This window comes from Citrobacter amalonaticus (genome assembly GCF_018252635.1).
Lineage (GTDB): Bacteria > Pseudomonadota > Gammaproteobacteria > Enterobacterales > Enterobacteriaceae > Citrobacter_A > Citrobacter_A amalonaticus_E.
In genome coordinates this window covers 484473-510448 of the sequence record NZ_JAGTXM010000006.1, presented here as the reverse complement: position 1 = coordinate 510448, position 25976 = coordinate 484473, and the positions used below count along the sequence as shown (strand labels likewise).

General features: G+C 54.2%; 21 protein-coding genes. 3 read left to right on the top strand and 18 right to left on the bottom strand.

What is annotated here, in order from left to right; genetic code table 11:
- Positions 1 to 32: 32 nt before the first annotated feature.
- The 14 genes from cpsB to KE671_RS19920 form a co-directional block, all read right to left on the bottom strand.
- Entirely contained in the window at positions 33 to 1469 is a 1437-nt protein-coding gene (cpsB, locus tag KE671_RS19985; protein WP_206164303.1) for a mannose-1-phosphate guanyltransferase, read from the bottom strand.
- A 125-nt stretch (positions 1470 to 1594) separates the two neighbouring features.
- Complete coding sequence (gene wcaI / locus KE671_RS19980; protein ID WP_206164302.1) at positions 1595 to 2821, bottom strand: colanic acid biosynthesis glycosyltransferase WcaI; 1227 nt, start codon at positions 2819 to 2821, stop codon at positions 1595 to 1597.
- Positions 2818 to 3297 carry a GDP-mannose mannosyl hydrolase gene (locus tag KE671_RS19975; protein WP_206164301.1) on the bottom strand — a complete coding sequence of 160 codons (480 nt, stop codon included), beginning with the start codon at positions 3295 to 3297 and terminating at the stop codon, positions 2818 to 2820. The genes wcaI and KE671_RS19975 overlap by 4 nt, the downstream gene beginning before the upstream one ends.
- Before the next feature lie 2 nt (positions 3298 to 3299).
- Positions 3300 to 4265, bottom strand: coding sequence for a GDP-L-fucose synthase (fcl, locus tag KE671_RS19970; protein WP_206164300.1), 966 nt, complete (start codon positions 4263 to 4265; stop codon positions 3300 to 3302).
- Between the two features lie 2 nt (positions 4266 to 4267).
- Positions 4268 to 5389: a GDP-mannose 4,6-dehydratase gene (gene gmd, locus KE671_RS19965; RefSeq protein ID WP_061074652.1), complete on the bottom strand. Its 1122-nt coding sequence runs from the start codon at positions 5387 to 5389 to the stop codon at positions 4268 to 4270.
- A gap of 11 nt (positions 5390 to 5400) precedes the next feature.
- A complete protein-coding gene (gene wcaF / locus KE671_RS19960; protein ID WP_206164299.1) occupies positions 5401 to 5967 on the bottom strand; it encodes a colanic acid biosynthesis acetyltransferase WcaF in 567 nt (188 codons plus the stop codon).
- A gap of 16 nt (positions 5968 to 5983) precedes the next feature.
- Positions 5984 to 6730, bottom strand: a complete 747-nt coding sequence (gene wcaE / locus KE671_RS19955) for a colanic acid biosynthesis glycosyltransferase WcaE (protein ID WP_206164298.1) — start codon at positions 6728 to 6730, stop codon at positions 5984 to 5986.
- 5 nt (positions 6731 to 6735) lie between these two features.
- Positions 6736 to 7953, bottom strand: coding sequence for a colanic acid polymerase WcaD (wcaD, locus tag KE671_RS19950; RefSeq protein ID WP_206164297.1), 1218 nt, complete (start codon positions 7951 to 7953; stop codon positions 6736 to 6738).
- Positions 7928 to 9145: a colanic acid biosynthesis glycosyltransferase WcaC gene (gene wcaC / locus KE671_RS19945; protein WP_206164296.1), complete on the bottom strand. Its 1218-nt coding sequence runs from the start codon at positions 9143 to 9145 to the stop codon at positions 7928 to 7930. Before wcaC ends, wcaD begins: the two co-directional genes overlap by 26 nt.
- A complete protein-coding gene (wcaB, locus tag KE671_RS19940) occupies positions 9142 to 9630 on the bottom strand; it encodes a colanic acid biosynthesis acetyltransferase WcaB (protein ID WP_206164295.1) in 489 nt (162 codons plus the stop codon). The genes wcaC and wcaB overlap by 4 nt, the downstream gene beginning before the upstream one ends.
- 2 nt (positions 9631 to 9632) lie before the next feature.
- Positions 9633 to 10475, bottom strand: a complete 843-nt coding sequence (gene wcaA / locus KE671_RS19935) for a colanic acid biosynthesis glycosyltransferase WcaA (RefSeq protein WP_206164294.1) — start codon at positions 10473 to 10475, stop codon at positions 9633 to 9635.
- 135 nt (positions 10476 to 10610) lie between these two features.
- Positions 10611 to 12773 carry a tyrosine-protein kinase Wzc gene (wzc, locus tag KE671_RS19930; protein ID WP_206164293.1) on the bottom strand — a complete coding sequence of 721 codons (2163 nt, stop codon included), beginning with the start codon at positions 12771 to 12773 and terminating at the stop codon, positions 10611 to 10613.
- On the bottom strand, positions 12773 to 13219 hold the full coding sequence (wzb, locus tag KE671_RS19925; RefSeq protein WP_206164292.1) for a low molecular weight protein-tyrosine-phosphatase Wzb: 447 nt from the start codon (positions 13217 to 13219) through the stop codon (positions 12773 to 12775). The genes wzc and wzb overlap by 1 nt, the downstream gene beginning before the upstream one ends.
- Positions 13220 to 13224: 5 nt before the next feature.
- Entirely contained in the window at positions 13225 to 14361 is a 1137-nt protein-coding gene (locus KE671_RS19920; RefSeq protein WP_206164291.1) for a polysaccharide export protein, read from the bottom strand.
- Between the two features lie 675 nt (positions 14362 to 15036).
- On the opposite strand from KE671_RS19920, the gene KE671_RS19915 reads away from it, so the two are divergent.
- Positions 15037 to 16620 (top strand): TerC family protein, encoded by a 1584-nt coding sequence (locus KE671_RS19915; protein ID WP_206164290.1) that lies wholly within the window; start codon positions 15037 to 15039, stop codon positions 16618 to 16620.
- 105 nt (positions 16621 to 16725) lie between these two features.
- Here the strand turns inward: KE671_RS19915 and asmA are convergent, their stop codons facing one another.
- From asmA to udk, 3 genes are all read right to left on the bottom strand, one after another.
- A complete protein-coding gene (asmA, locus tag KE671_RS19910; protein WP_206164289.1) occupies positions 16726 to 18579 on the bottom strand; it encodes an outer membrane assembly protein AsmA in 1854 nt (617 codons plus the stop codon).
- 21 nt (positions 18580 to 18600) lie between these two features.
- On the bottom strand, positions 18601 to 19182 hold the full coding sequence (gene dcd / locus KE671_RS19905) for a dCTP deaminase (protein ID WP_043000174.1): 582 nt from the start codon (positions 19180 to 19182) through the stop codon (positions 18601 to 18603).
- Between the two features lie 91 nt (positions 19183 to 19273).
- Positions 19274 to 19915, bottom strand: coding sequence for a uridine kinase (gene udk / locus KE671_RS19900; RefSeq protein ID WP_042318055.1), 642 nt, complete (start codon positions 19913 to 19915; stop codon positions 19274 to 19276).
- A gap of 326 nt (positions 19916 to 20241) precedes the next feature.
- Here udk and KE671_RS19895 point away from each other — a divergent pair, with 326 nt between their 5' ends.
- Positions 20242 to 23571 carry a diguanylate cyclase gene (locus tag KE671_RS19895; RefSeq protein ID WP_206164288.1) on the top strand — a complete coding sequence of 1110 codons (3330 nt, stop codon included), beginning with the start codon at positions 20242 to 20244 and terminating at the stop codon, positions 23569 to 23571.
- Here KE671_RS19895 and alkA read toward each other — a convergent pair.
- Positions 23539 to 24408 carry a DNA-3-methyladenine glycosylase 2 gene (gene alkA, locus KE671_RS19890; RefSeq protein WP_206164390.1) on the bottom strand — a complete coding sequence of 290 codons (870 nt, stop codon included), beginning with the start codon at positions 24406 to 24408 and terminating at the stop codon, positions 23539 to 23541. The genes KE671_RS19895 and alkA overlap by 33 nt on opposite strands.
- A 136-nt stretch (positions 24409 to 24544) precedes the next feature.
- On the opposite strand from alkA, the gene yegD reads away from it, so the two are divergent.
- A complete protein-coding gene (gene yegD / locus KE671_RS19885; RefSeq protein WP_206164287.1) occupies positions 24545 to 25897 on the top strand; it encodes a molecular chaperone in 1353 nt (450 codons plus the stop codon).
- The last annotated feature ends 79 nt before the right edge of the window (positions 25898 to 25976 follow it).

The following is a 25976-nucleotide window of genomic DNA, read 5'->3' as shown; positions in this document are numbered from 1 at the left end:
TAAGCGCAGCGCCGCCGGGCGCAATAAAGGCGTTAGACCCGGCCGTAGCGATCCTCAAACCGCACCACGTCATCCTCTTCGAGGTAAGAACCCGAGCGCACTTCAATCAGATCGAGGGGGATTTTCCCCGGATTTTCCAGACAGTGGGTCGCCCCCAGCGGAATGTAGACAGACTCGTTTTCACCGAGCAGTTTGATATCACCGTCAATGGTGACTTTGGCCGTACCGGCCACCACCACCCAGTGTTCGGCGCGGTGGTGGTGCATCTGTACCGACAGCCCTTCTCCCGGCTTCACGGTGATGCGTTTAACCTGATAGCGATCGCCGGCGTCGATGGAGTCATATTTCCCCCATGGGCGGTACACTTCGCGGTGAATATGGTGTTCATGGCGGCCATCGGCTTTGATTTGTTCAACCACTTTTTTCACGTCCTGCACCGCATTACGGTCGGCGATCAGTACTGCGTCTTTGGTCTGCACCACCACCAAATCCTTCACACCGACGGTCGTCACCAGACCCGATTCGGCATAGACGTAGCTGTTTTCGGTTTTATGGCTGATGACGTCGCCGTGGTGGACGTTTCCCTCGGCGGTATGGGCGCTGATTTCCCACAGCGAGGACCAGGAGCCGACATCGCTCCAGCCCGCATCCATCGGCATCACCACCGCATCCGCCGTGCGCTCCATCACCGCGTAATCGACAGACTCTTCCGGGCAGGCCAGGAACGCTGCTTCATCCACGCGGATGAAATCGAGATCCGGATCGACCGCGCTCATCGCGTTTTCGCAGGCTTCCAGGATATCGGGACGGTATTTTTTCAGTTCTTCGAGATAGCGTCCGGCGCGAAACAGGAACATGCCGCTGTTCCAGTAATAATCACCGCTGGCGACATAGGCCTGCGCCGTTTCCAGATTCGGTTTTTCCACAAACTGCGCAACGTCAAACGCCACGGCATCGTTAACGCCGGGGGTAACATCGCCGCGACGAATATAGCCGTAGCCCGTTTCCGGCAGATCCGGAACGATACCAAACGTGACCAGCTTTCCGGCTTCGGCGTACGGCATCGCGCTTCGTACCGCGTCACGGAAGGCATCTTCATTGGCAATCACGTGGTCTGCCGCCAGCACCAGCATCAGCGGATCGCTGTCCGGACTGTGGCGCTTTGCCGCCAGCGCTGCCAGAGCAATCGCCGGCGCGGTATTACGTCCCGCCGGTTCGAGAATAATGTTCTCCGTCAGTTTGTTAAGCTGGCGCAACTGCTCCGCGACGATAAAACGGTGCTGCTCGTTGCAGATCACCACCGGACTTTCGCACTCCACGCCGTTAAGACGACAAATGGTCGTTTGCAGCATAGTGAGATCGCCTTTCAGGCACAGGAACTGCTTAGGATAAAGTACACGGGAAAGCGGCCATAAGCGGCTACCGGAGCCACCGGCCATCACAACCGGATAGAGTGTTGTCTGACTCATAATTAATCCCCGAATCCCCTTCATTCTTCAAGTTGCAGGTGTGTTGTTTTTCCTCGTTCACCCCAGTCACTTACTCATGTAAGCTCCTGGGGATTCACTGCGTCGCCGCCTTCCTGCAACTCGAATTATTCTGGGGAGATATCATTCATAAATTGACGTAGCACATTCTCTTTATCGAGCGTGCGTTCGGCATATTCACGTGCCACCGTGTTGTTTTTGGGCATGGCGAGCGCCTGAGCGATCCCCGCCACCAGCGCATCGACCGATTCCGGCTCAACGCACACCGCGATACCTGCAAAGCTGTCGCAAAGCTGGCCGAGTTCTGTCTCCGGTTCTGCGGTAATCACCGCATTGCCGCCCACCGCCAGAATATTGGTCAGTTTGGAGGGCAGAACGGCATCCGCCGCCCCGCGTTTCTGCACGACCAGATGGCAATCGCCCATCTTCAATAGCGCAGGCAGCGCCTCGTAAGGCTGCAGCGGGAAAAACAGAACGTTGTGCAGACCGCGCTCGCGGGCCATTTTCTCCAGACGCGCTTTGCCGCCGCCCTGCCCGACGATAGCGAAAACCAGCGGCTGCTCGCGCAGTTGTTCCGCCGCCGCAATCACGTTTTCCAGCCCCTGTTTCTCGCCGATATTGCCGGAGTAAAGAATGATTTTTTTGTCATCCGGCAAACCAAGCTGTTGGCGAAGGCTGATAACCTCGTCTTCGTTAACCTTCTGAAAACGAGCGACTTCTGACCAGTTTGGAAAGAAGATCACCTTCTCTGCCGCCACCCCTTTCGCCTGGGCTTTATTCATCATTGAGCGGGAGATGGTGGAGACATTGTCGACGTTATGCAGACCGCTGCGCTCAAACGCGGTCGCCAGCTGCGCCACTTTGCCGGTTTTGCCGTTGCCCGCCAGACCGAGCCCCAGCATCGCATCAACTTCATAATCCTGAATGTGCAGCAATGTGCGGGCACCAGAGAGTTTCGCCAGTAGACGCATCCCCGGCGTGCAAAACAGCGTAGGCACCACGCCAATAATGCGATCCGGCTTCCAGCGACGCTGCGCCATCAGCGGGAAAAAGCTACTGAGCGCAAAGCTGCCCAGATGCAGTAATCGCTTCAGTGTTGACGGCTGCTTTGGCACATACAGCGGGCAGCGCCAGACGGTGGCGTCGCCCTCTTCCCGGCGATAGCGCCAGGCTGAGTAACGCTCGCCCACTTTCCACTGCGGGTAATACGGCGGCGCGGTGATCACCCGCACGTCATGGCCTTCGCGCGCCATCCACTCCACCATTTCACCGGTGTATTTACCGATACCGGTTAACTCCGGTGAGTAGTTGATGCCATAAACGAGGATCCTCATAATCCCGGCGCCTTAGCCTGACATTCCGGCAAAAAATACGCCCGACTGTTGTCATGGACGTTGTCGCTCGCCAGTAACGCCGCAGGCGTCAGCCAGCGGTAAGCGTCGTGCTGCGCGTCTGGCAAAGACAAATCGCCCGCCTGTAACCGCAAACGGAAACCGAGCACGATGTAATGCGTTGAGAAGTCTTCGCCGGAAAAGTTGTCGTCATAGAAATGCTGCCAGACGCCATAAAATTCCCCGGCGGACAGCGGCAAACGTTGCCCCAGTTCGGCTTCAGTCAGGCGTTCGAAGGCCGCGCTCAGCGGCTCATCTTTTTGCACCCGTCCGCCGGGCACAAACCAGAAGCCCTGCGCCGGACGGTTCAGTCGTTTACCCAGCAGAAATTCCCCCTGCGCGTTTTCCACGATCAAATCGATGGATACAAGCGGCGTGGAACGCACGACGGTGGCAAAATCTTCCTGACGTAAAAACATGTTTACCCCCGGAACCGATGCTGATTCTCAAGGAACCACTGATATGTGCTGGCAAGACCGGCTTCCAGTGAGATCTCGTGATACCAGCCCAACTGATGCAGACGCGTCACATCCAGCAGTTTACGCGGCGTACCGTCCGGCTTCGTGGCATCAAACACCACGCGACCTTTGTAACCCACTACCTGAGCGACGGTCTGCGCCAGTTCGCGAATGGTGCAATCTACGCCCGTTCCCACGTTGATGTGCGACAGCATCGGCTGGGTGTTCTCCTGCCAGACTTCGCTGTCCAGTTCCATCACGTGAATACTGGCGGCAGCCATATCATCGACATGCAGAAACTCACGCATTGGCGTCCCGCTTCCCCACACCACCACGTCCGGTGCATTCTGCACGGTCGCTTCATGGAAACGACGCAGCAGCGCCGGGATCACATGCGAGTTGCTCGGATGGAAGTTGTCATGCGGGCCGTACAGGTTAGTCGGCATTACGGACCGGTAGTCACGCCCGTACTGACGGTTATAAGACTCACACAGTTTGATACCGGCAATCTTGGCAATGGCATACGGCTCGTTGGTCGGTTCAAGCGTGCCCTGCAGCAGTTCACTCTCCGCCATCGGCTGTTTTGCCAGTTTGGGATAGATACAGGATGAGCCGAGGAACAACAGCTTATTCACGTTGTGCAGATGCGCGGCGTGAATGATGTTGCTTTCCATCACCATGTTCTCAAAGATGAAATCTGCCGGATACGTGTTGTTAGCGACAATACCGCCCACCTTTGCCGCCGCCAGATAAACCTGATCGATCCGCTCAGCGGCAAAGAAATCCAGCACCGCTTTGCTGTCCAGCAGGTTCAGCTCATCGCGCGTACGCAGCACCAGTTCCACCTCGCCGCGCTGCTCAAGCTGGCGGGCAATCGCGGAACCCACCATTCCGCGATGACCGGCAATAAAGATACGTTGTTTGCTCATTCTCAGGACTCCAGCGCGATGGCGACCTCGTAGCCGTGAGATTTTAGCAGGGAGTGTTTCTTCGCCGCTTCCAGGTCTTTAGCGACCATCTCGGAGACCATCTCCTGCAAGGTAATTTCCGGTTTCCAGCCCAGCTTCTCATGCGCTTTTGTCGGGTCGCCCAGCAGGGTTTCCACTTCCGCCGGACGGAAGTAACGCGGATCAACGGCCACCATCACATCACCGGGTTTCACGCCCGGCGCGTCATGACCGGTGACAGAAACCACAATCCCTTTCTCTTCCACGCCTTCGCCTTCGAAGCGCAGTTTGATCCCCAGTTGAGCCGCCGCCATTTCGACGAATTGACGTACGGAGTACTGCACGCCGGTGGCGATCACGAAGTCTTCCGGCTGTTCCTGTTGCAGCATCATCCACTGCATTTTGACGTAGTCTTTCGCATGGCCCCAGTCACGCAGGGAATCCATGTTGCCGAGATACAGGCAGGACTCCAGCCCCTGAGCGATATTGGCAATCGCGCGGGTGATTTTGCGGGTCACGAAGGTTTCGCCACGGCGCGGCGATTCGTGGTTAAACAGGATGCCGTTACAGGCGTAAATACCGTAGGACTCACGATAGTTGACGGTGATCCAGTAGGCGTACAGTTTGGCGACCGCATACGGCGAGCGCGGATAGAACGGCGTAGTCTCTTTCTGCGGGATTTCCTGCACCAGACCGTACAGCTCGGAAGTGGAAGCCTGATAAAAACGGGTTTTCTTTTCCAGACCGAGGAAGCGGATAGCCTCCAGCAGACGCAGCGTCCCCATCGCATCCACATCGGCGGTATACTCCGGCGATTCGAAAGAAACCGCCACGTGGCTCATTGCCCCCAGGTTATAAACTTCGTCCGGCTGCACTTCCTGCAGAATACGCGTCAGGTTTGAAGAGTCCGTCAGATCACCGTAGTGCAAATGAAATTTCGGGTTGCTCGCATGAGGATCCTGATAGATGTGATCCACGCGCTCGGTGTTAAATGAAGACGCACGACGCTTAATACCATGAACTTCATAACCTTTTTCCAGCAGAAGTTCTGCCAGGTAAGAACCATCCTGCCCGGTTACGCCGGTGATGAGAGCGACTTTTGACATTTTATTACCTCTTAATTGATCCCATTAGGGTGTAACTTTGTAACGCGTTCGCGCGTTGCCACTGCGGGATTACCACGGCAAATCGTGTTTGCCGGTAGCGATTTAAAAACACTGCTGCGTGCGCCAACGACGGTGCCATCGCCTATCGTGACGCCAGGTGCCACAAACACATCCGTTGCCAACCAACATTTCTCGCCAATCACAATCGGGGTGGCAGTAATATCAAAATGCGCACTTGTGTGATCGTGACTGCCGGTACATAAATAACTTTTCTGCGAAACCACCGCATGAGCGCCAATCGTAATATCGCCAAGCGTATATAAATTGACGTCATCACCCACCCAGGCATAATCACCAATGGTTAATTTCCATGGATAGGTAATTTTTACCGACGGTCGAATGACTACGTTTTTTCCTATTTTTGCGCCAAATAGACGGAGCAAAAAAGCACGCCAGCGATACAACACCTGTGGCGACCAGGAAAATAAGGTTGCCTGAACTGCCCACCACAATTGCACTTTAACTGCATTACCGCCCCGGAATCCTTTGGGCACGGTGAAACCGCTTAAATCCTGCATAATAAATCCTTATATCTCAGGCTTTGTTATATAGCGTTTTCGTTTTACCGGTTGTGCGCAACCGTAATAGCTTCGATAATTCAGCCCAGAAACCTGGCACGCGTAATATGTGACGCTGCACTTTTTTGGCGTCTTCGCATAATTCCAGATTATTCGTCGTTGACACACCGCCCATGGAAAATTCAGACACCAGACCGTCCAGCTTTTTAAACTTATAGCCTTCTTTATACAATCTGGCGGCCAGCGCATAATCGGATGACACTTTATATTGCAGGTCGTAGTGCCAGGCTTTCAGTCCCACCAGCGGGAAAAAGATCGCCTGGTGACTTGCCGGCAGGCTGTGATAGATATACCAGCCGGGTTTCGCGCTACGTTTCGCCTTATGACCATTACCAAAGTCGAGTAGTGCATCACCGGTAATCATCACGTCATCTTTTTGTGTCTGTAACTGACGCACAAAGTGGGCAATATCCGGGTGGAAAATATCGCCAGAATTCAGAAACAGCGCAAACTTTCCACGCGCCATTTCTATGCCCTTGTTCATCGCATCATAGATACCGTTATCCGGTTCACTGACAAAGCGTAAGTGGTAGTTTCCGCAGAGGTTTTCCAGAAATTCCTGCGTACCATCCTGTGAGCCGCCATCCACCACGATCCACTCAAAGCGAATGTCGCTTGCCTTCGCCAGATGCGCCAAAGACGCATGGGTTCTGGCAATACCGTCCAGATTGCGAAATGCGACGGTGATAATACTGAGCAGCATGAGAATTACCTCGTGATATTTAGCGCTTTGCGCAAAATAAACGGACAAACAATTAAAAATGCATATTCCGGGCTAAATATCGAGCCGGTAAAAAACAGTGACACCGGTGTAAAAAGATAAAGTTGCACCCGAAAATTCCGATTATCGCCAAATGCGTTTAACGTCATTTTTAAGATTTTCCACATGTACCACAGCGTCATTAACACAGCGAACCAGGAAAAATAAATAATCAGCAGATACAAACCATTGTCTATTGTTTTCCCGACATCCGCACCGTTAAAGATTCCGAATGATGCGACATATTCATAAAGTGAGCCGAATCTGACTACGCCATCAATATGGGTTAAAGAATAACCGACCATCACTAACGGACCGACAATACGATAATATGAAGACGACCCTTCCGTACCTAAATCTCCCAGACGCGTGGAGATATAAGGAAATGCGAATATTATCCCGATTAAAAACATGGTTAATGAGATTATCGCCAGCGGTAGCTTTTTCTTTATCGCGTCCTTATTCAGATACTGAAACGCCCATTCCAGCAGGTAAAACAGGATAAATGTCATTACCCCTGAAAACGATCCTGATAATATTATCCCTGCCAGAATCATAGCATCGGTTTTGGGCGTTTTGATACCAAACTGTTTGATGCTGAGCCAAATTGAGATTAACGCCAGAGCAAAAAATGCCGGTTCGAAATAGAGCGCTGTGGTTCGCTTGCCACCAAATTTAATAAAGTTCAGTACATAGCTATTACTGTAAATAAGATACTTCGAAATGCCTTCCATCAGGCTGCTGCCGCCGGTGAGGATAATTTGCGCCATTTCCGCTGCCGCCAGCATCACCACCAACGCCACCACCAGATAGAAAAAGCGCAGGATCTTACGGTAGTTGTGCGGTGAAATGGTCTTGAAACGAATGCTCCAGACCATGCCAATAATGATGACGATATAGACAAACAGCATCGTCGAGGTGACATACTTGCTGGCGTCCAGCGACTGACCGAACATATAGTTGAACGCCGTGAGCCCTGCCCCAATCCCTAACGCAATCATCAGCTTCTTAATGCTGATTCGCTCAACGAACAGCAACAACAAAACGGGTAAAAAAGTGACGATGGTAATAGGGAAACTTTCGCCCAGTTGGGCAATTTTGACGTTGACCAGCAGGTAGATCAGCGGCAGCAGCAGATAGCTACAGATTCTGATAGAACGAGACATATTCCTCCAGCATCTGTTGACCACTGTATGCCGCACGACTGCGCTCGCGGAAAGCGCTGAGCGATGTGCCAAACACGGCCTGGGCGATCCCGGTTTTGCCCATCTGCACCAGTTGCAGCACCTCTTCGGCGGCAAATGTTTTTCCGCCCGACTTGTGCAGCACCTCTTGTGCCGCGTCGCTATGCGTAGCGATCACCGGCACGCCGATTGACAACGCTTCACATAAAATCAGCGGGTAGTTGTCCACGCGAGAACTGAACACCAGGGCATCCATTTGGTTGAGCGCGCTCATCAGTTTGCGTTTGTCGGTTTCAAAGCCGTGATTCACCACGTTTGCCCCGTCAAACGGCGAGAACTTGCCAAAGGTATGCAGCTCAACCTTATCGCCCAACGCCATCATGTCGCGCACCAGACGCTGATTGGTTTTTCCGTCATAGCGCAGGTCATGGGCAACAATCGCCATTTTCGGTTTCCCCTGCGTCTCATTGACCACAGGCAGCTCCGCCAGAATCGCTTCGGTCGCCACATCAATACCATTATTGATAATCCGGCAGCGCCCGGCGCCGTACAGGCTGTTAAACGCATCGGCAACATGTTGGCTTGGGGAGATAAACTGGCAGCCCAGCGCCAGCATCTGGCGGAACAGTTGGCGTTTCCCGTCGACCAGCGCATGCGCACGATCCACTTTTACCGGCGGGTAATTACTCAGCGTCGGGCATTTCTGACAGCCCGTTTTCCACCCCTCGCAGCCGTCGGTGAAAGCGCAGCGCCCGGTGACGCTCCAGTGATCGTGTAGCGTCCAGACCAGCGTCACGTCCGGCTTGTGGGCTTTCACCTTTTCGCAGAACGCCACCACCTCCGCGAGATTCAACCAGTAGCTGTGCAGGACGTGAAAATGCAGCACCAGAGGGCCTGACGTGCGGGTTACGGTACGGTAGAGATTGTTCAGATTGCCAAACAGATCGCGATTGAACAGACGAAACAAGGCAATATTCGCCACTGACGTCAGACGCGGCGTCTGTTTGATGACATGAGAATAGTGGCTATGGCTGACGCTCTTTTTCCCGCCCTTGCCGTAGCCGTAGATAAATTGCGAAGCCAGCCCGTGTTGCAGCGCACGCTGATGCAGATCTAATGCCACTCCAGCCGCACCACCTTCCGCCAGTCGCACATTAAATTGCAGAATATTCATTTAATTACCTTAATCCGGGCCTTCTCGCCCACCACCAGCGCGTTGTCCGGGATGCTGTCGAGCACCACGCTGCCTGCGCCAATCATCACGTTATTGCCGATGCGGATATCACCCAGCACAATCACGTTGGCACCCAGTTCCACGCCGTTGCCAATCACCGGGCAGGCCAGGCTGTCTGCCCCGCGATTGCCGATGGTGACGCCATGGCGGATCGTGAAATCGTCACCGGCTATCACGTTTTTGTTGATCACGACGGCATAGCCGTGATGAATGGTGAAGCGTCGTCCTATGGTGGCCGCCGCCTGAATTTCATAGCCAAACAGACATTCAGTGATAACGCGATACAGCACCAGCACCGGCGCGGCCCAGAGATTGTTGAGCACATTTTTTTTACGCCAGACAGAGCAGAAATGGGCCACCCGGTAAGCCAGCACCATGCAGCACGGGCGCAGACTCCAGCTGTTTGCACGGATATCTTCCAGCATGCTTAACGTCCTCGCAGTCCGTCAGCCAGACGCTTGCCGTTGCGCAGTGAAAGCAGCGTCAGCAGCGTGCGCCAGGTCATGCGCTTGTTGCGGATCTGATAGAGTGTAAACAGCTGATATTTCTTGCTGGCGCGGTCAAATTTATCTTTGTGCTTGCGGTAAAAATGGAAGTATCCAGAGAATTTCTTCGGCGACGACGTGATCTGCATCTCTCCATGATTGATATGCAGGATCTGCGTCGCCTCCTCCACTTTCCACGGTTCGCCGTACTCCACCACCATTCGCAGAAAAATGTCGTAATCCTGTGCGGCTTTCAGTTCGGTATCGAACAGGCACTCTTTAAAACGCCACGCCCAGGTAAAGACCTGATTGCCAATGATATTGCGCTTGTAGAACAGGTGACGCGAGTAAGGGGATTTCGGATACAGCGGCAGGCTTGCCGGCTGCGAGTAAACCTCACCTTCGCAGACATAATCGTTGGCGTACAGAAATGCGTGAGTCACCAGTTGATGTTTATGTGCAAGGAACACGCTCAGACGGTTTGGCGTCCACTCATCATCATCATCAATGCCGGTGATGTAATGCCCTTGCGCCTGGACAATGGCCTGATTACGTACCGCACAGGCCCCAGAGTTGATCTCATTATGGGTATAGCGTACGCGCGGGTCATTTAATCCCTCAACGAACTGCTGTAGTTGCTCGTAGGAGGAGGAACAATCATCGACAATGATCATCTCCCAGTGGGGATAGTCCTGGCGCAACACCGATTTAATCGCCCGAATGGCGAGCTGCTGCCGGTTCCAGGTTGGCATATAAATCGAAATCAATGGCTTGTCTGTATTCATCTTCATTTCCCAGGAAGTCTTGCCGGAGGGCCGAACGTGTAGGCCGGATAAGGCGTTTACACCGCCATCCGGCAGCGATGCCTGATGACGCTTTGCTTATCAGGCCTACTCAATTAGCAGGCCACTCACGATTTATTATTTTGTGTCTGACTTGTATTCGTACTCGTAGTACCCGTAATCCTGGTACCCGGTAGCGCGGCGGAAGATAGAGTTGAGGATCACGCCTTTCACCTGAATACCGTTTTGCTCAAAGCGACTCAGGCTGGTTTCAACCTCTTTCAGGGTGTTGACCGCATAACGGGCCACCATTAGGGTCGTGCCCGCGTGACGTCCGACAATCGCTGCGTCGGTGACGGCGAGGATTGGCGGCGTATCGATCAGCACCAGGTCATAGTGGCTACTCGCCCAACGCAACAGTTCGGCAAAGCGTTCACTCATCAGCAGCTCAGACGGGTTTGGCGGCACCTGACCGCGTGGTACAAGGTCAAAATTTGGAATTGACGTCGGTTTCGCGCAGGAGACGATATCCCCTTTGCCGACCAGAATCTCGGACAAACCGTTGACGTTGTTGGTGCCGAGGAGTTCGTGGGTATAGCCTTTACGCATATCGCAGTCGATCAGCAACACGCGCTTGTTGGTCTGGCTGATCACCGCCGCCAGGTTGGCGCAGACAAAGGTTTTCCCGATTGAAGGGCTAACCCCGGTAAGCATCAGCACATTATTTTGCGCCTGCATCATCGCGAAGTGGAGACTGGTGCGCAGGCTGCGCACGGCTTCAATCGCCAGATCGGTCGGGTTGCCCACTGCCAGCAGTTGACTCTGCTTGTAACGCTTAACGCCCTTAATGGTCTTGACGCTATCCCGCGCTTTCTGCCATTCCGACAGTGGAATACTGGCGTACACGCTGATGCCATTCTCTTCCAGCACCTGCGGGCTTTCGATACCACGGTTGAGCAGTGAACGCAGCAGCACGCCAACGATGGAAAGCATCAGGCCGAGAATGATGCTGCCAAGAATAATCAGCGCTTTTTTCGGCTTCAGCACGCCTGGCTGAGCAATGGCCGGGTCAACAATACGTACGTCGCCCACGGTGCTGGCTTCGGTAATCTTCAGCTCCTGCTGTTTATTCAGCAACTGCATGTAGACCTGCTGACCCGACTCAACGTCACGCGTCAGGCGCACAATCTCCTGCTGTGTTTTCGGCATCGCCGTCACGCGTCCGTTCAGTTTGGCCTTTTCATCTTCCAGCGCCTGACGTTTTTCCAGCAGCGTGCGGTACGCCGGGTGCGCTTTGGTGAAGAGCTTAGAAATTTCCGCTTCTTTAAAGGTCAGTTCGTTGAGCTGCGCGTCGATGTTAACCATCGAGTCCAGTACCGCTTTAGCCTCCAGCGGCAAATCAACGGAATCTTTATCCTGGCGGAAGGCATTCAGCTTATTTTCCGCCACGTCCAGACGGTTTCGCACCTCCGGCAACTGTTTCGCCAGGAAGGCCAGACTCTTCGCCGCCTCTTCCGATTTACGCTCAACGTTCTGTTCCAGATAGTTGCGGGTAATGCTGTTGAGGATGTCGCGGATCTGTTCGCGATCCTCACCGGTAAAGCTCAGACTGAGCACACCAGTATCTTTACCGTTTTCCGTCACCGTCAGGTTGTTTTGCAGGTTATTGATCATCCCCAGCGTGGAGAATTTGGTGACGGTAAATTCAGTATCCGGGCGGGCATGAATTTCACTGACCACTATCGTGACGCCGTCTTTACTCAGGGTTTGACCGAGTTGGCCGCGCGCGCTGAAACCACCGTCGCTGCTGAGCTCATAACTTTTATCGTTCAGCACTTTGAGGGTGAAGACCTGCTCATTCATCCCTTTCGGCAACGTAAAGGTGGTGACTTTCGCCGATTCATTCTGCCGCCCCATCAACCGTTCCCAGCCCGCGCCAAACAGTGGGAAAGTGTTCTTGGTGACAGCAATATCCAGATCCAGATCGTCCACCGTTTTACCTAAAACCAGACGCGACTGGATCAGCTGAATTTCTGCTTCCGAGGCGGGCGGTTTGTTGGATAACGCCGAGCCGATGTCCTGCACCAGCGAGTTGCCGGTATTTTGTTCAATCTGTACCAGCGCATCCGCGCTGTAAATCGGGGTGGCGAAGAGCGTATAAATCACCGCGCACAGCGCAAAAACCGCCGTAATGCCCAGCACCCACCAGCGTGCTTCAATGACGGTTCCCACCAGGCGACCGATATCAATTTCATCGTTGCCCGTTACCGGAGCGGCAGACTGTTTTACTTTTTCTGTCATTATTTTACCTGCTCTGCGTTCAATGCCTGCGCCCACTGGCGAGCAGACCGTTCAAGTAATGCGTACACCGCTTCAAACGCCTCGCGGCTTTTGCGATACGGATCGGGAATTTCGCGCTCATCGTCCCAGTGACCAAAAAGCATGACCTTGCCACGCATCTCGGGCGCCAGTTCGTGCAGAGAGGCGATATGTCTTTTTTCCATCGCCAGGATCAGGTCATAGTCCCGGCACAGCCGTCCGGTGACCTGTCGTGCGCAGTGCCCTTCCAGGGAGAGTTGATGCCCGGCGGCCACACTCATCGCCGAGGCGTCAGCGCCTTTTCCCACCAACGCGCCCAGACCGGCAGATTCCACCGTTATCTGCGGGTGATACTGTTTGAGCAGGCGTTCTGCCGTTGGGGAACGGCAAATGTTCCCCACGCAAACCACTAATATTTTGTTAAACATGACGATTACCAGTTATGAAGGTCGCTGGCCGTATCCGTCATGTAACGGACACCGCTGATGGTCGGCAGCAACTGATTGATCAGACGGTTCCAGCGCGCAACCGGCGCCGTGGTGACATACACCACGTCATAGGGCTGCAGCCGGAATTCCGTCGCCATGACCAGAGAGGTCGCATCAGACATGTCGAGCTGATAGATGTTGGCAATCTTGCCGCCCGGGCCTTTGCCTTTCAGCGGACGGATCACGAAGATGCCGCTGGCGTTGGAGGTGGTCAGATCGATACCTTCGGCGTTACCCAGCGCTTCGGTCAGCGTCATGCCGCTGAAGTCCATTTTGAGGGTGCTCTGTTTTTTCACTTCACCCATCACGAACACTTTCAGGTCGTCATTTCGCGGCACATAGAGAATATCGCCCGGATAGAGCAGACGGTTCTGGCTGAGATCGCCGTTTTGCATCAGCGCCTGGAGCGAAATACGTTGTTCTTTACCTTTGTGCGTCAGCACCACGTTGCGCCAGTCAGCCACCTCCGTCAGGCCACCGGCGGCGTTAATGGCGTCCAGCACGGTTAGCGGCACGTTGGTGATCGCCTGCTGTCCGGATTTATTCACCTGCCCGGAGATGTAGGCTTTTTGCGAACGGAAAGCGGCGATATTAACGTCCACCTGCGGGTCAGCAATGTACTTCGCTAAGCGCCCGGTAATATCACTGCGGATTTCTGCCAACGTTTTTCCGACCACGCTGACCTTGCCAATGTAGGGATAAAACATGGTGCCATCGGGTTGAACCCAGTTGCCGGTATCGCTGGAGCTACGGTATTGCCCCGCAGGGGTGGTGAGCTCGGGGTGATCCCAGACGGTCACGCTCAGCACATCCCCCGCCCCGACGCGATACTGATAGCTGGCAAGCTCCTGGTCCAGCGACATATTCGGCTGGGCGACATTCGGACGTGGACGTAATTGTTCAACCAGTCGTGGGGTGAGTGGATACACATTCACCAGCCGGTCGAGATCAAAATCAGCGTCCTGCTGTTTAATCACGTCTTTGCCCATCGTAGACATATTGCTGCCCGGAAGTACTGTGCAACCGCTTATCAAGGTTACCGACACCAATAATGGCATCAATTTCATTTTGGATTTCATCATTGATTATTTATCACTTTGGCAGAGTAATTATCCTGTGCAATTTAAATAGCGACTTCGCCGTACACATTTACATTGCAGTTAATTGAAAAGAAATTTAACTGGCATCAGTCCTAAAAAAATTGAATTCATCCGTAAGCTATTGACAGAATAATGCTGGCTCGTCATCAGGCGTTCAGGCACGCTACCGCCCCTGGCTTTTTAGCTACCAATACACTGATTAGGTTATGTTTTTGTAAGCCTTGTCATTTCGCATTATGTCGAAACAGGGAAGGCGTTAAGGCATTCTGAATGTCAGCCATTAATGAACCGTGATCCGACTTAATATATTTACTCGTCCGTCATTAACGCTGGAAGAATTGTTACAGCTAACGTAATTACAGGCAAGGTAACAAGCCTGCTATTCTCTGTTTTTAAGATTAATATTAAGCGATATATTGGGCTGTTTTTAGGAATTACTTGATGTTGACAGAATCTATTTCCTTGATCCACCCTGCGATATTTCCTAAATAATTTTTAGCGTATTTAATTATTCCCGACAGAAACTTTATGGTTATTTTCAGCGCAATCAGCAAGGTGAACAGATGAGAAATTCTTCGTCGCCATTGCATTTTCCGCCCGCTTTATCCATGATCGAATTGTGACAATTGTCATATAACGAAAGGTATTACGTTTACTATGGAATGGATCGCCGATCCGTCAATCTGGGCCGGACTGGTCACGCTGGTCGTGATCGAATTAGTCCTCGGCATTGATAACTTAGTCTTTATTGCCATCCTCGCAGAAAAACTGCCGCCTGCGCAGCGCGACCGTGCGCGCGTGACCGGGCTTATCCTGGCAATGCTGATGCGCCTGCTGCTGCTGGCATCGATCTCGTGGCTGGTCACGCTCACCAAACCGCTGTTTAGCGTGCACGGACTGAGCTTTAGCGCCCGCGACTTGATCATGCTGTTTGGTGGCTTCTTCCTGTTGTTTAAAGCCACGATGGAGCTGAACGAACGACTCGAAGGGAAAGACAGCAATAACCCCACTCAGCGTAAAGGAGCGAAATTCTGGGGCGTGGTGGCGCAAATTGTGGTGCTGGATGCCATCTTCTCGCTCGACTCCGTGATCACCGCCGTCGGTATGGTGGATCATCTGGCGGTGATGATGGCGGCCGTGATCATTGCCATCAGCCTGATGCTACTGGCGAGTAAGTCGCTTACCCGCTTTGTGAACAGCCACCCAACCATTGTCATCCTCTGTCTCAGCTTCCTGCTGATGATAGGCTTCAGCCTGGTGGCGGAAGGCTTCGGCTTCCGGATCCCGAAAGGCTATCTGTATGCTGCCATTGGCTTCTCGGTGATGATCGAAGCGCTGAACCAGTTGGCTATCTTTAATCGGCGTCGTTTCCTGTCGGCCAATCAGACCCTGCGCCAACGGACGACCGAGGCGGTCATGCGTTTGCTGAGCGGGCAGAAAGAAGAAGCCGAACTGGATGCGGAAACCGCCTCGCTGCTCCTGGACCATGACGACAGCCAGATTTTCAACCCGCAAGAGCGCCGGATGATTGAGCGCGTGCTCAACCTCAATCAGCGCACGGTCAGCAGTATTATGACCTCGCGCCACGACATCGAACATATCGACCTCACCGCGCCGGAAGAAGAGATTCGCGCGCTGCTGGAAAAAAACCAGCATACGCGCCTGGTAGTGACCGGTGGTCACGATGAAGAAGATCTGCTGGGCGTGGTGCACGTTATTGACCTGCTGCAGCAGTCGCTGCGCGGCGAACCGCTCAACCTGCGGGTATTAATTCGCCAGCCGCTGGTGTTCCCGGAGACGCTGCCGCTGCTTCCGGCGCTGGAGCAGTTCCGTAATGCGCGGACGCACTTTGCCTTTGTCGTCGATGAATTCGGTTCGGTGGAAGGGATTGTGACGCTCAGTGACGTCACGGAAACCATTGCCGGCAATCTGCCGAACGAGGCGGAAGAGATCGATGCCCGCCATGACATCCAGAAAAATCCGGACGGTTCATGGACCGCCAATGGCCATATGCCGCTGGAAGATCTGGTGCAATATATCCCGCTGCCGCTCGACGAAAAACGAGAGTACCACACCATTGCGGGTCTACTGATGGAAGAATTGCAGCGCATACCGAAGCCGGGAGAAGAAGTTCAGGTGGGCGATTACCTGCTCAAAACATTGCAGGTGGAAAGCCATCGCGTACAGAAGGTGCAAATTGTTCCGTTACGTAACGACGATGAGATGGACTACGAGGTTTAACGCTAAACGGTGCCGGATGGCGCTATCGCTTATCCGGCCTACAATCCCGTTTCCAGGCCGGATAAGACGCGGAGCGTCGCTATCCGGCACACACGCCCTGCCGAATCAGAGTTTATCCAGCAGCTTCTTCACATCTTTGCCGTTGCGGGAATCTTTATTACGATCCGCCCAGTCGTTCAGGCGACGCTTCGCTTCATCCTGCATATGCTTACGCAGTAGCTGATCAACCTGCAGATTGTAATTCAGCGCCTGCCAGTTACCGTAGACCCGTAGCGGAACCGGGGTTGCCTTCAGGAAATCGATCAGCTTGCCCTCGCCCTTCCAGCCATCCAGAACCCGCACGTTAAACTGCGTATCACAGGTTTGTCCGACCAGATCAAGCGTGCCCTGGCCCGTCAGGCTCAGCATCGTGGACTCCCCTTCCATGTTATCCAGCATCAGTTTACCGTGATCCAGCGTCAGGTCCGTCACAAAGCGCGCCAGACGCGTCGCGTTATCAACGTCTTGCATCGACTGAACATCACCGCCGCTGCGTTCCACAGCCTGCTGAATCAGCTGTTGAAAGTTCATGCCCTCCATCCGTGTATCGCGCATGTCAACATGGGCTTTCCCCTGCCAGCTGTGGCGGAATGACTGAGCATCAATATCCGCACCGGAGAAATCCCCCGCCAGCGACATTTTGCCGGTCAGGGCAATGGGATAGTTGAACGCCTTGAGGATGGTGCCGATTTCGACGTCGTCCAGACGCGGCTGGAACATCACTTGTGGGGTTTGCGCCCGCGTATCCAGTGTCCCTGGCAGCGATATCATCCCGTCATCGAGCTTGCCTTGTAGTTCGGCAATCGTCAGCACGTCGGACTGATTCGTCATACGACTACTGACGTGGCTAAAATTCATCCCCCTCCAGGTCACGGTATCCGCTTTCAGCGCGATATCCGCACGAAAGCCTTTCAGCCCTTGATAGGCGGGTTCATCCACGCGACTTGAAATCACCGGACGCGCCAGCGGCGGCTGACTTCCCCCCAGTTCCACCGCACCGTTGGTCAGGCTGGCATTGTCAGGCGGCGCTAGCAGGTTATCCAGATTCAACCTGGCAAATTGCAGATTGACGAGCCACGCCGGTTGTTCCTTCAGCGTCACCTGGACGTTTCCGGTCAGGGCGCTGTCGTTCGCCGTCACATTGAGCTGGCTGAAGGTAAGCGTTTTCTTCTCTTCCTGCCACTGAGCCTGCAGTTGCCCCTGCCCCTGAATGCCCTGTTTCGGCAAATCGGCACCCTGCAACTGCCAGCTTAACTGTTGTATCCCGGCGGTTAAATTATGCGGATAATCGGAAGCGTCAACGGTGCCGGTGACGGCAAGAGTAAGATCGCGCTGGTCGCGATTCACGCGGCCGGAAAACTCGAAGGAGCCGCGATGCTGCGCATCCTGATCCATCAGCAGGCGAATATCGCGAACGGTGACCTGTTCATCATCTTCATGCTGGAAGACCAGGACGCTGTCCCCCACACGCAGACTGGCGACATCAAACGACCAACCGCGATCTTCGGCAACGTCCGGCAAGGTATTGTCTTTCGGTGCCACCGGGGCATTTTCACGGCGTACCGCTTCCGTTTGCGGCGTCAGCTTAATCACCGCCCCTTTGAGCATCACCTGTTTGACGCTGAGCTGATGGCTCAGCAGCGGCCACAGTGCGACATCCAGGCGCATGTTATCCGCACGAACCAGAGGCTCACTGGCGCCTTGCGCCGTTAACACCATGCGCCCGGAGAGGATGCTGAGCTGTGGCCAGACGTGCCAGCGCAGTGGGCCGTCCAGTTGCAGTTGATAACCGCTTCGCGCGGCCACCTGTTGCACCATATAGGCGCGGAAATCGTTCGGATTGACTAACAATACTAACGCGGAGAAGCCGGCCACTAACACGACCAGCAAAATCATCAGCGTCGTCAGAAATCGTCTCATGCTATCCTCAATGGATTAGACTCAGTCTTTATCAATCCGGCTGGCGACAGCGCCCTGCTGATCGCGATACTTCGCATCTTCACGACGATTGTAAGGTCGAAGCGCGGGCCCCGATAACGGCTCGAAACTCAACGCGCCGATCAGCATTCCCGGGCGCAGAGCCAGCGGTAATTTACCGGAATTATAGAATTCCAGCACGATACAGCCAGACCAACCCGGATCGATACGGTGCGCGGTCACGTGAACCATCAGACCAAGGCGCGCCAGTGAAGAGCGTCCGTCCAGCCACCCCACCAGGTCCGCCGGCAGGGTCACTGACTCATAGGTCACGGCCAGCGCCAGTTCGCCCGGATGCAGGTAAAATGCATCCCCTTCCGCCAGGACGATCTCATCGCTCATTACGCGATCCAGTGCGGCGCTGACTTCCGCTTTCGGCCCGCTTAAATCGATAAAGGCTGCGGTATGTCCACTAAATGTACGAAATTTATTGCCCAGGCGCACATCCACGGTCGCGCCATTAATGCGCTCAACGGGAGGACGCGGGTTGATCGACAAACGGCCTTCATCAAGCCAGGCTTCAATATCTCGGTCACACAGACGCATGGCACTTTCTCCTTTCGTGCATCGGGCGCTTAACACATTGTGCATTAAGGGCAAACCAGGTTATCACTGAACGGTACACAATTCGCCGGGCTTATTCAAAGAACTGACTGATTTTCGCTTTCAGAATATCAATGGCGATGCGATTTTTCCCACCGCGCGGCACGATAATATCGGCGTACTGCTTAGACGGTTCAATAAATTGCAGGAACATCGGACGAACGGTCTTTTGATACTGTGCCATGACGGAGTCCATCGAACGGCCACGTTCGTTCACATCCCGCTTGATACGGCGCATCAGGCAGATATCCAGCGGGGTATCGACAAAAATAGAGAAGTTCATCTCTTCGCGCAAACGCGCATCGGTCAACAGTAAAATCCCTTCAAGAATGATGACTTTCTTCGGTTCAACGCGAACCGTCTCTTTCATGCGGGTGTGTTCGACGTAGCTATAAACCGGCAACTCGATCGCCGAACCCCGTTTGAGGGCTTGCAAGTGCTGAAACAGCAGGCTGTGATCCATCGCATTCGGATGGTCGTAGTTGGTTTTCACGCGTTCTTCCATCGACAGATGGCTTTGATCTTTGTAATAGCTGTCTTCGGGAATAACGCCGATATGTTCATCACCGACTTGTTCACGCAACTCGCGATAAAGGGTACTGGCAATAAGACTCTTGCCGGAAGCCGATGCGCCAGCAATACCGATAATGACGCACTGATGGGACTGATCAGTCATAAATTTAGCGACCTGAATAACCTGATTAGGAAGGACGACGCCGCAGGGGCGTCAAACGCGGCAATTATAGGGATTTCGCGCGTGCGATACCAGTCGAGATAGCAGGGCGTGAATTTCGCGCCCCATCTTTCCCTGTCGCAAATTTATTTGTTCAGATTTGGAGCAACCCGCGGAATTAACCCGATTTTGCAGTAATTAATCACCTTATAATGTCAAATTATGAGCAACCGGGATATAAATTGTAAATTGTTTGTACTAGCATAAACAGAGAATACTACGATGCGTCCGGGCGTTCCGCGACGTTCCGGCCACTCGGATACAGGGTAATGAGTAAACCATCCCAACATGTTTTAGTTACCTTGCCGCATCCTCTGCTGCGCTTCGTCAGTTTAGGGCTGACGGCGTTTATTTTTACTCTTTTTTCTCTGGAATTATCCCAGTTTGGAACCCAGCTCGCCCCGCTCTGGTTCCCGACGTCGATCATGATGGTGGCCTTTTACCGCCACGCCGGTCGAATGTGGCCTGGCATTGCGCTCGCCTGTTCGTTAGGGAGCATTGGCGCATCGCTGGTTCTGTTTCCGCCCAGCGCACTGAATTTTACCTACACGGCGATTAACATCATTGAAGCTGCCGTCGGCGCAATGCTACTGCGTAAGCTGTTACCCTGGTACAACCCGTTGCAGAATCTCAATGACTGGATACGTCTCGCCTTCGGCAGTGCGGTTATTCCGCCGCTATTGGGCGGAATTCTGGTCTGGATGTTATCGCCACATGAGACGCCGCTGAAAGCCTTTCTGATTTGGGTACTGTCGGAATCGATTGGCGCTCTGGCGCTGGTGCCGTTAGGTTTATTGTTCAAACCACACTACCTGTTGCGCCACCGCGATCCACGGCTGCTCCTTGAAACACTGCTCACGCTGACAGTGACCCTGGCCCTCAGCTGGTTTGCCATGAAGTACGTTCCATGGCCCTTCACATTAGTGATCGTATTGCTGATGTGGAGTGCCGTGCGGTTACCACGAATGGAAGCCTTCCTCATTTTTCTCGCCACCGTCATGATGGTATCGCTGATGATGGCGGCCGACCCGTCACTGCTGGTCACCCCTAAAGTGTATGTCATGAGCAACCTGCCGTGGCTGCCGTTCTTAATGATTTTATTGCCGGCAAACATCATGACCATGGTGATGTATGCTTTTCGCGCCGAACGTAAGCACATTACGGAAAGCGAAGAACGTTTTCGCAATGCGATGGAGTATTCGGCGATCGGCATGGCGCTGGTCGGTACGGAAGGACAATGGTTGCAGGCCAATAAAGCATTATGCCAGTTTCTGGGCTACAACCAGGATGAGTTACGCGCCCTGACCTTTCAACAACTCACCTGGCCGGAAGATCTGAATAAAGATCTGGAACAACTCACCATGCTGGTGAGCGGTGACATTAATAGTTATTCGATGGAGAAACGCTATTATACCCGGGCGGGCGAGGTCGTCTGGGCGCTGTTGGCCGTCTCTCTGGTCCGCCATCCTGATGGCACGCCGCTTTACTTTATTGCGCAAATTGAAGACATCAACGATCTCAAACATACCGAATGGGTTAATAAGCGGCTGATGGAGCGTATCACGCTGGCAAACGAAGCCGGCGGCATCGGGATTTGGGAATGGGAACTGGAACCCGACATCATCAGTTGGGATAAGCGTATGTTCGAACTGTATGAGGTCCCTGCCCATGTTAAGCCCACCTGGTCGGTCTGGTACGACTGTGTTATCCCGGAAGATCGAGAGTATGCGGAAAAGGTGGTTCGCGACTCATTAGCCGCGCGCCTGCCCTTTAAAATGGAATTCCGCATTGCGGTAAAAGATGGTGTTCGCCATATCCGTTCGCTGGCGAATCGGGTGTTAAATAAAGACGGCGAAGTCGAGCGACTGCTCGGTATCAATATGGACATGACCGAAGTGAAACAGTTGAATGAAGCGCTGTTTCAGGAAAAAGAACGTCTGCACATTACGCTGGACTCCATCGGGGAAGCGGTGGTGTGTATCGACGTTGATATGAAAGTCACCTTTATGAACCCGGTCGCTGAAAAGATGAGCGGCTGGCAGCAAGAGAATGCCATTGGCGTGCCGCTGTTGACGGTACTGCGGATCACCTTTGGCGATAACGGCCCGCTGATGGAAAACATCTACAGCGCCGATATGTCCCGCTCCGCCATCGAACAGGATGTGGTTCTCCATTGTCGCAACGGCGGAAGTTACGATATTCACTACAGCATAACCCCGCTCAGTACCCTGGACGGCGGCAATATCGGTTCGGTGCTGGTGATTCAGGATGTCACCGAATCACGTAAGATGTTGCGCCAGTTGAGCTACAGCGCCACACACGACGCCCTCACTCACCTGACCAACCGGGCCAGCTTTGAAAACAAACTGAAGCAACTACTGCAAACCGTGCGCAGTGCGCATCAGCGTCACGCGCTGGTCTTTATCGACCTTGATCGTTTTAAAGCGGTAAATGACAGTGCCGGTCACGCGGCGGGCGACGCGCTGCTGCGCGAACTGGCGCAGCTGATGCTCAGCATGCTGCGCTCCAGCGACGTGCTGGCGCGTCTGGGCGGTGATGAGTTCGGCCTGCTGCTGCCGGAGTGCAATATCGAAAGCGCGCGCTTTATCGCCACGCGGATCATTAACGCCGTCAACGACTACCACTTTATGTGGGAAGGTCGCCTGCACCGCATTGGTGCCAGCGCCGGGATCACGCTCATTGACGAGAACAACTGTCAGGCGATTGAGGTGATGTCGCAGGCGGATATTGCCTGTTATGCCTCTAAAAACGGTGGCCGTGGTCAGGTGACCGTGTATGAACCGCAGCAGGAGCTGGCGCATCACGAGCGCGCGATGATGTCACTGGATGAGCAGTGGCGGATGATTAAAGATAACCACTTGCTGATGGTCGCCCGCGGCGTAGCGTCACCGCGCATTCCCGAAGCCCGTACTTTCTGGCTGATCTCACTGCGGCTGTGGACCAGTGAAGGAGAAGTCATGGAAGAGCAAGCCTTCCGGGCAAGCTTAGCCGATCCGGCGCTCAGTCATGCGCTGGATCGTCGCGTGTTCCATGAATTTTTCCATCATGCGGCGCCGGCGGTTGCCAGCAAAGGGCTCAGCGTCGCCCTGCCCCTTTCCGCAGCCGGCTTGACCAGCCGCACGCTGATCGATGAACTCCTGAGTCAACTGGAACAGGGCCCCCTTCCGGGACGCCTGCTGCACCTGGTGTTGCCTGCTGACGCGCTGTTGCTCCACCCGCAGGAAAGTGTCGCGGCGATTCATCAATTACGCGCAGCGGGTTGCCAAATCATCGTGAGCCAGATTGGCCGCGATCTACAGATTTTCAACCTGATGACCAAAGGTATGGCAGATTACCTGCTGCTGGATAGCGAGCTGAGTGCCAGTATTCACGGCAACATGATGGATGAGATGTTGGTGTCCATTATACAGGGGCACGCCCAGCGTCTGGGTTTCAAAACCATCGCCGGACCGGTGCAAACTCCCATTGTCATGGATACGCTGTCTGGTATCGGTGTCGATCAGATCTATGGCGACATCATTGCAGAGGCTCAGCCACTGGATTTACTACTCAACACCAGTTATTTCGCCATCAACTGACGGCTGCCAACCCTCGGTATACCAGATGTGCAATAACGCGTAGGAGCGCCAGGGTTTCCAGCGCTCCGCATAGCGACGGATCTGTGCGGGAGTCATCCCCGGGAAACGTTGTTTGATCAGATAATCGTCTGGTAAAAACACATCCTTCGCCTGCCAGCCGCGCAGAGCAAAATAGTTTGCCGTCCAGCGACCAATACCCGGAAACCCCTGCAGCGTTTTAATCCCCTGTTCAATATCTTCCGGCGGCTGGTTTATTAATATCCCCTCCTGCGCCGCCTGCGCCAGATGGATAAGCGCGTTGGCGCGCATCAGCGGCATGCCCAACGCTTTCAGTTCCAGTGGATCGGCTGCGGCAAGCTGTACAGCCGTTGGAAAACAGACGTACTCCGGGGAGTCTGCTAACACGTCGCCATACAATCGCGCAACCTTCGACGTCAGCTTTGCCGCCATCGCTACACTCACCAGTTGCCCCAGAATCGCCCGCACCCCTTGCTCAAAGGCGTCCACCGAACCCGGCAGGCGCAGCCCCGGACGCGCCGCGCCCAGTTCACCGAGCACATGGCCGATCTGTTGCGGTTTACAACGCAAATCGAACAGGCGCTCCATTTTTTCAAGGCAAATATCGGTAACCGGCAACAGCCCCTCACTCAGCGTCACCTGAAGCGTGTTTGTCATCGTGTCAGGAACGACGGCAATGATTCCCTTATGTTGCCCTATCGCCAGACTCCGCGTATAGCGTAATGCCTCTACGGTTTCCACCCCGTTGACCGCACGGGCGGCAAAGAAACCTAGCATCCATGACCAGTCATAAGGCGGTTGCCAGCTCAGGGTAAACATCAATTTCTCCTTTTTCTGCAAACTTTCAGCATAAACGCTATTCAGGCGTTGTGCTTTGCTTTCATATTCCAGTTGTCGCGACGACGACATTTCGCTAAAGTCACGCCCCTTCTTCACTGGCATGGGGATTTTCAGGGTGTTTATTGGATTTGATTACGGTACCGCTAACTGTTCCGTCGCCATCATGCGCGCGGGCAAGCCGCAACTGCTGAAAATGGAAAATGGCAGTACGTTGCTGCCTTCCATGCTTTGCGCGCCGACGCGTGAATCGGTGAGTGAATGGCTCTACCGCCATCATGATGTTCCTACACCAGACGATGAAACGCAGGCGCTGTTGCGCCGGGCCATTCGCTTCAATCGTGACGAAGACATTGACGTTCACGCCAACAGCGTCCAGTTTGGCCTGTCATCGCTTGGACACTATATTGACGACCCGGAAGAGGTGTACTTCGTTAAATCGCCGAAATCCTTCCTCGGCGCCAGCGGGTTAAAGCCGCAGCAGGTCGCGCTGTTCGAAGATTTGGTCTGTGCCATGATGCTACACATCCGTCAGCAGGCACAAAACCAGCTCCCGGAAGCCATCACTCAGGCCGTGATTGGACGCCCCATTAACTTCCAGGGAACAGGCGGCGATGAGGCGAACAGCCAGGCGCAGGGCATTCTGGACCGTGCAGCAAAACGAGCCGGCTTCCAGGATGTCGTCTTCCAGTACGAGCCGGTGGCGGCGGGACTGGACTACGAAGCAACATTGCAGGAAGAAAAACGCGTCCTGGTGGTGGATATCGGCGGAGGAACTACCGACTGTTCATTACTGCTGATGGGGCCACAGTGGCATCATCGCGCTGACCGCGAATCCAGCCTGCTGGGACACAGCGGCTGTCGCGTTGGCGGAAACGATCTGGATATCGCGCTGGCGTTTAAACACCTGATGCCGCTGCTGGGGATGGGGGGTGAAACCGAAAAAGGGATCGCCTTGCCGGTGCTGCCGTGGTGGAACGCGGTGGCGATCAACGATGTCCCGGCACAAAGTGAGTTCTACAGTAGCGCCACGGGGCGTCTGCTGAACGACCTGGTACGCGATGCCCGCGAACCAGAACAGGTGGCGCTGTTGCAGAAAGTCTGGCGTCAGCGTCTCGGTTATCGGCTGGTTCGCAGCGCCGAAGAGAGCAAAATTGCACTGTCATCGCAGCCCGAGGTTAACGCGACGCTCCCGTTTATCCGTGACGATCTGGCGACCATTGTGAGTCAGAAGGCACTGGAGGGCGCGCTGGATCAGCCGCTTTCCCGGATACTGGAACAGGTACAACTGGCGCTGGATAACGCTCAGGAAAAGCCGGAGGTCATCTATCTGACCGGTGGCAGCGCACGCTCGCCGCTGATCAAAAAAGCGCTGGCCGCCAAACTGCCGGGTATTCCCATTGCCGGTGGCGATGACTTCGGTTCCGTCACCGCCGGTCTGGCGCGCTGGGCGGAGGTGGTATTCCGCTAAACGCCTCGCAAGCTGAACGCGGATGGATTGACATTAAGGTTCATGTGGCTTAGTTTCAGGAGTGAGGGTAAGGGAGGGT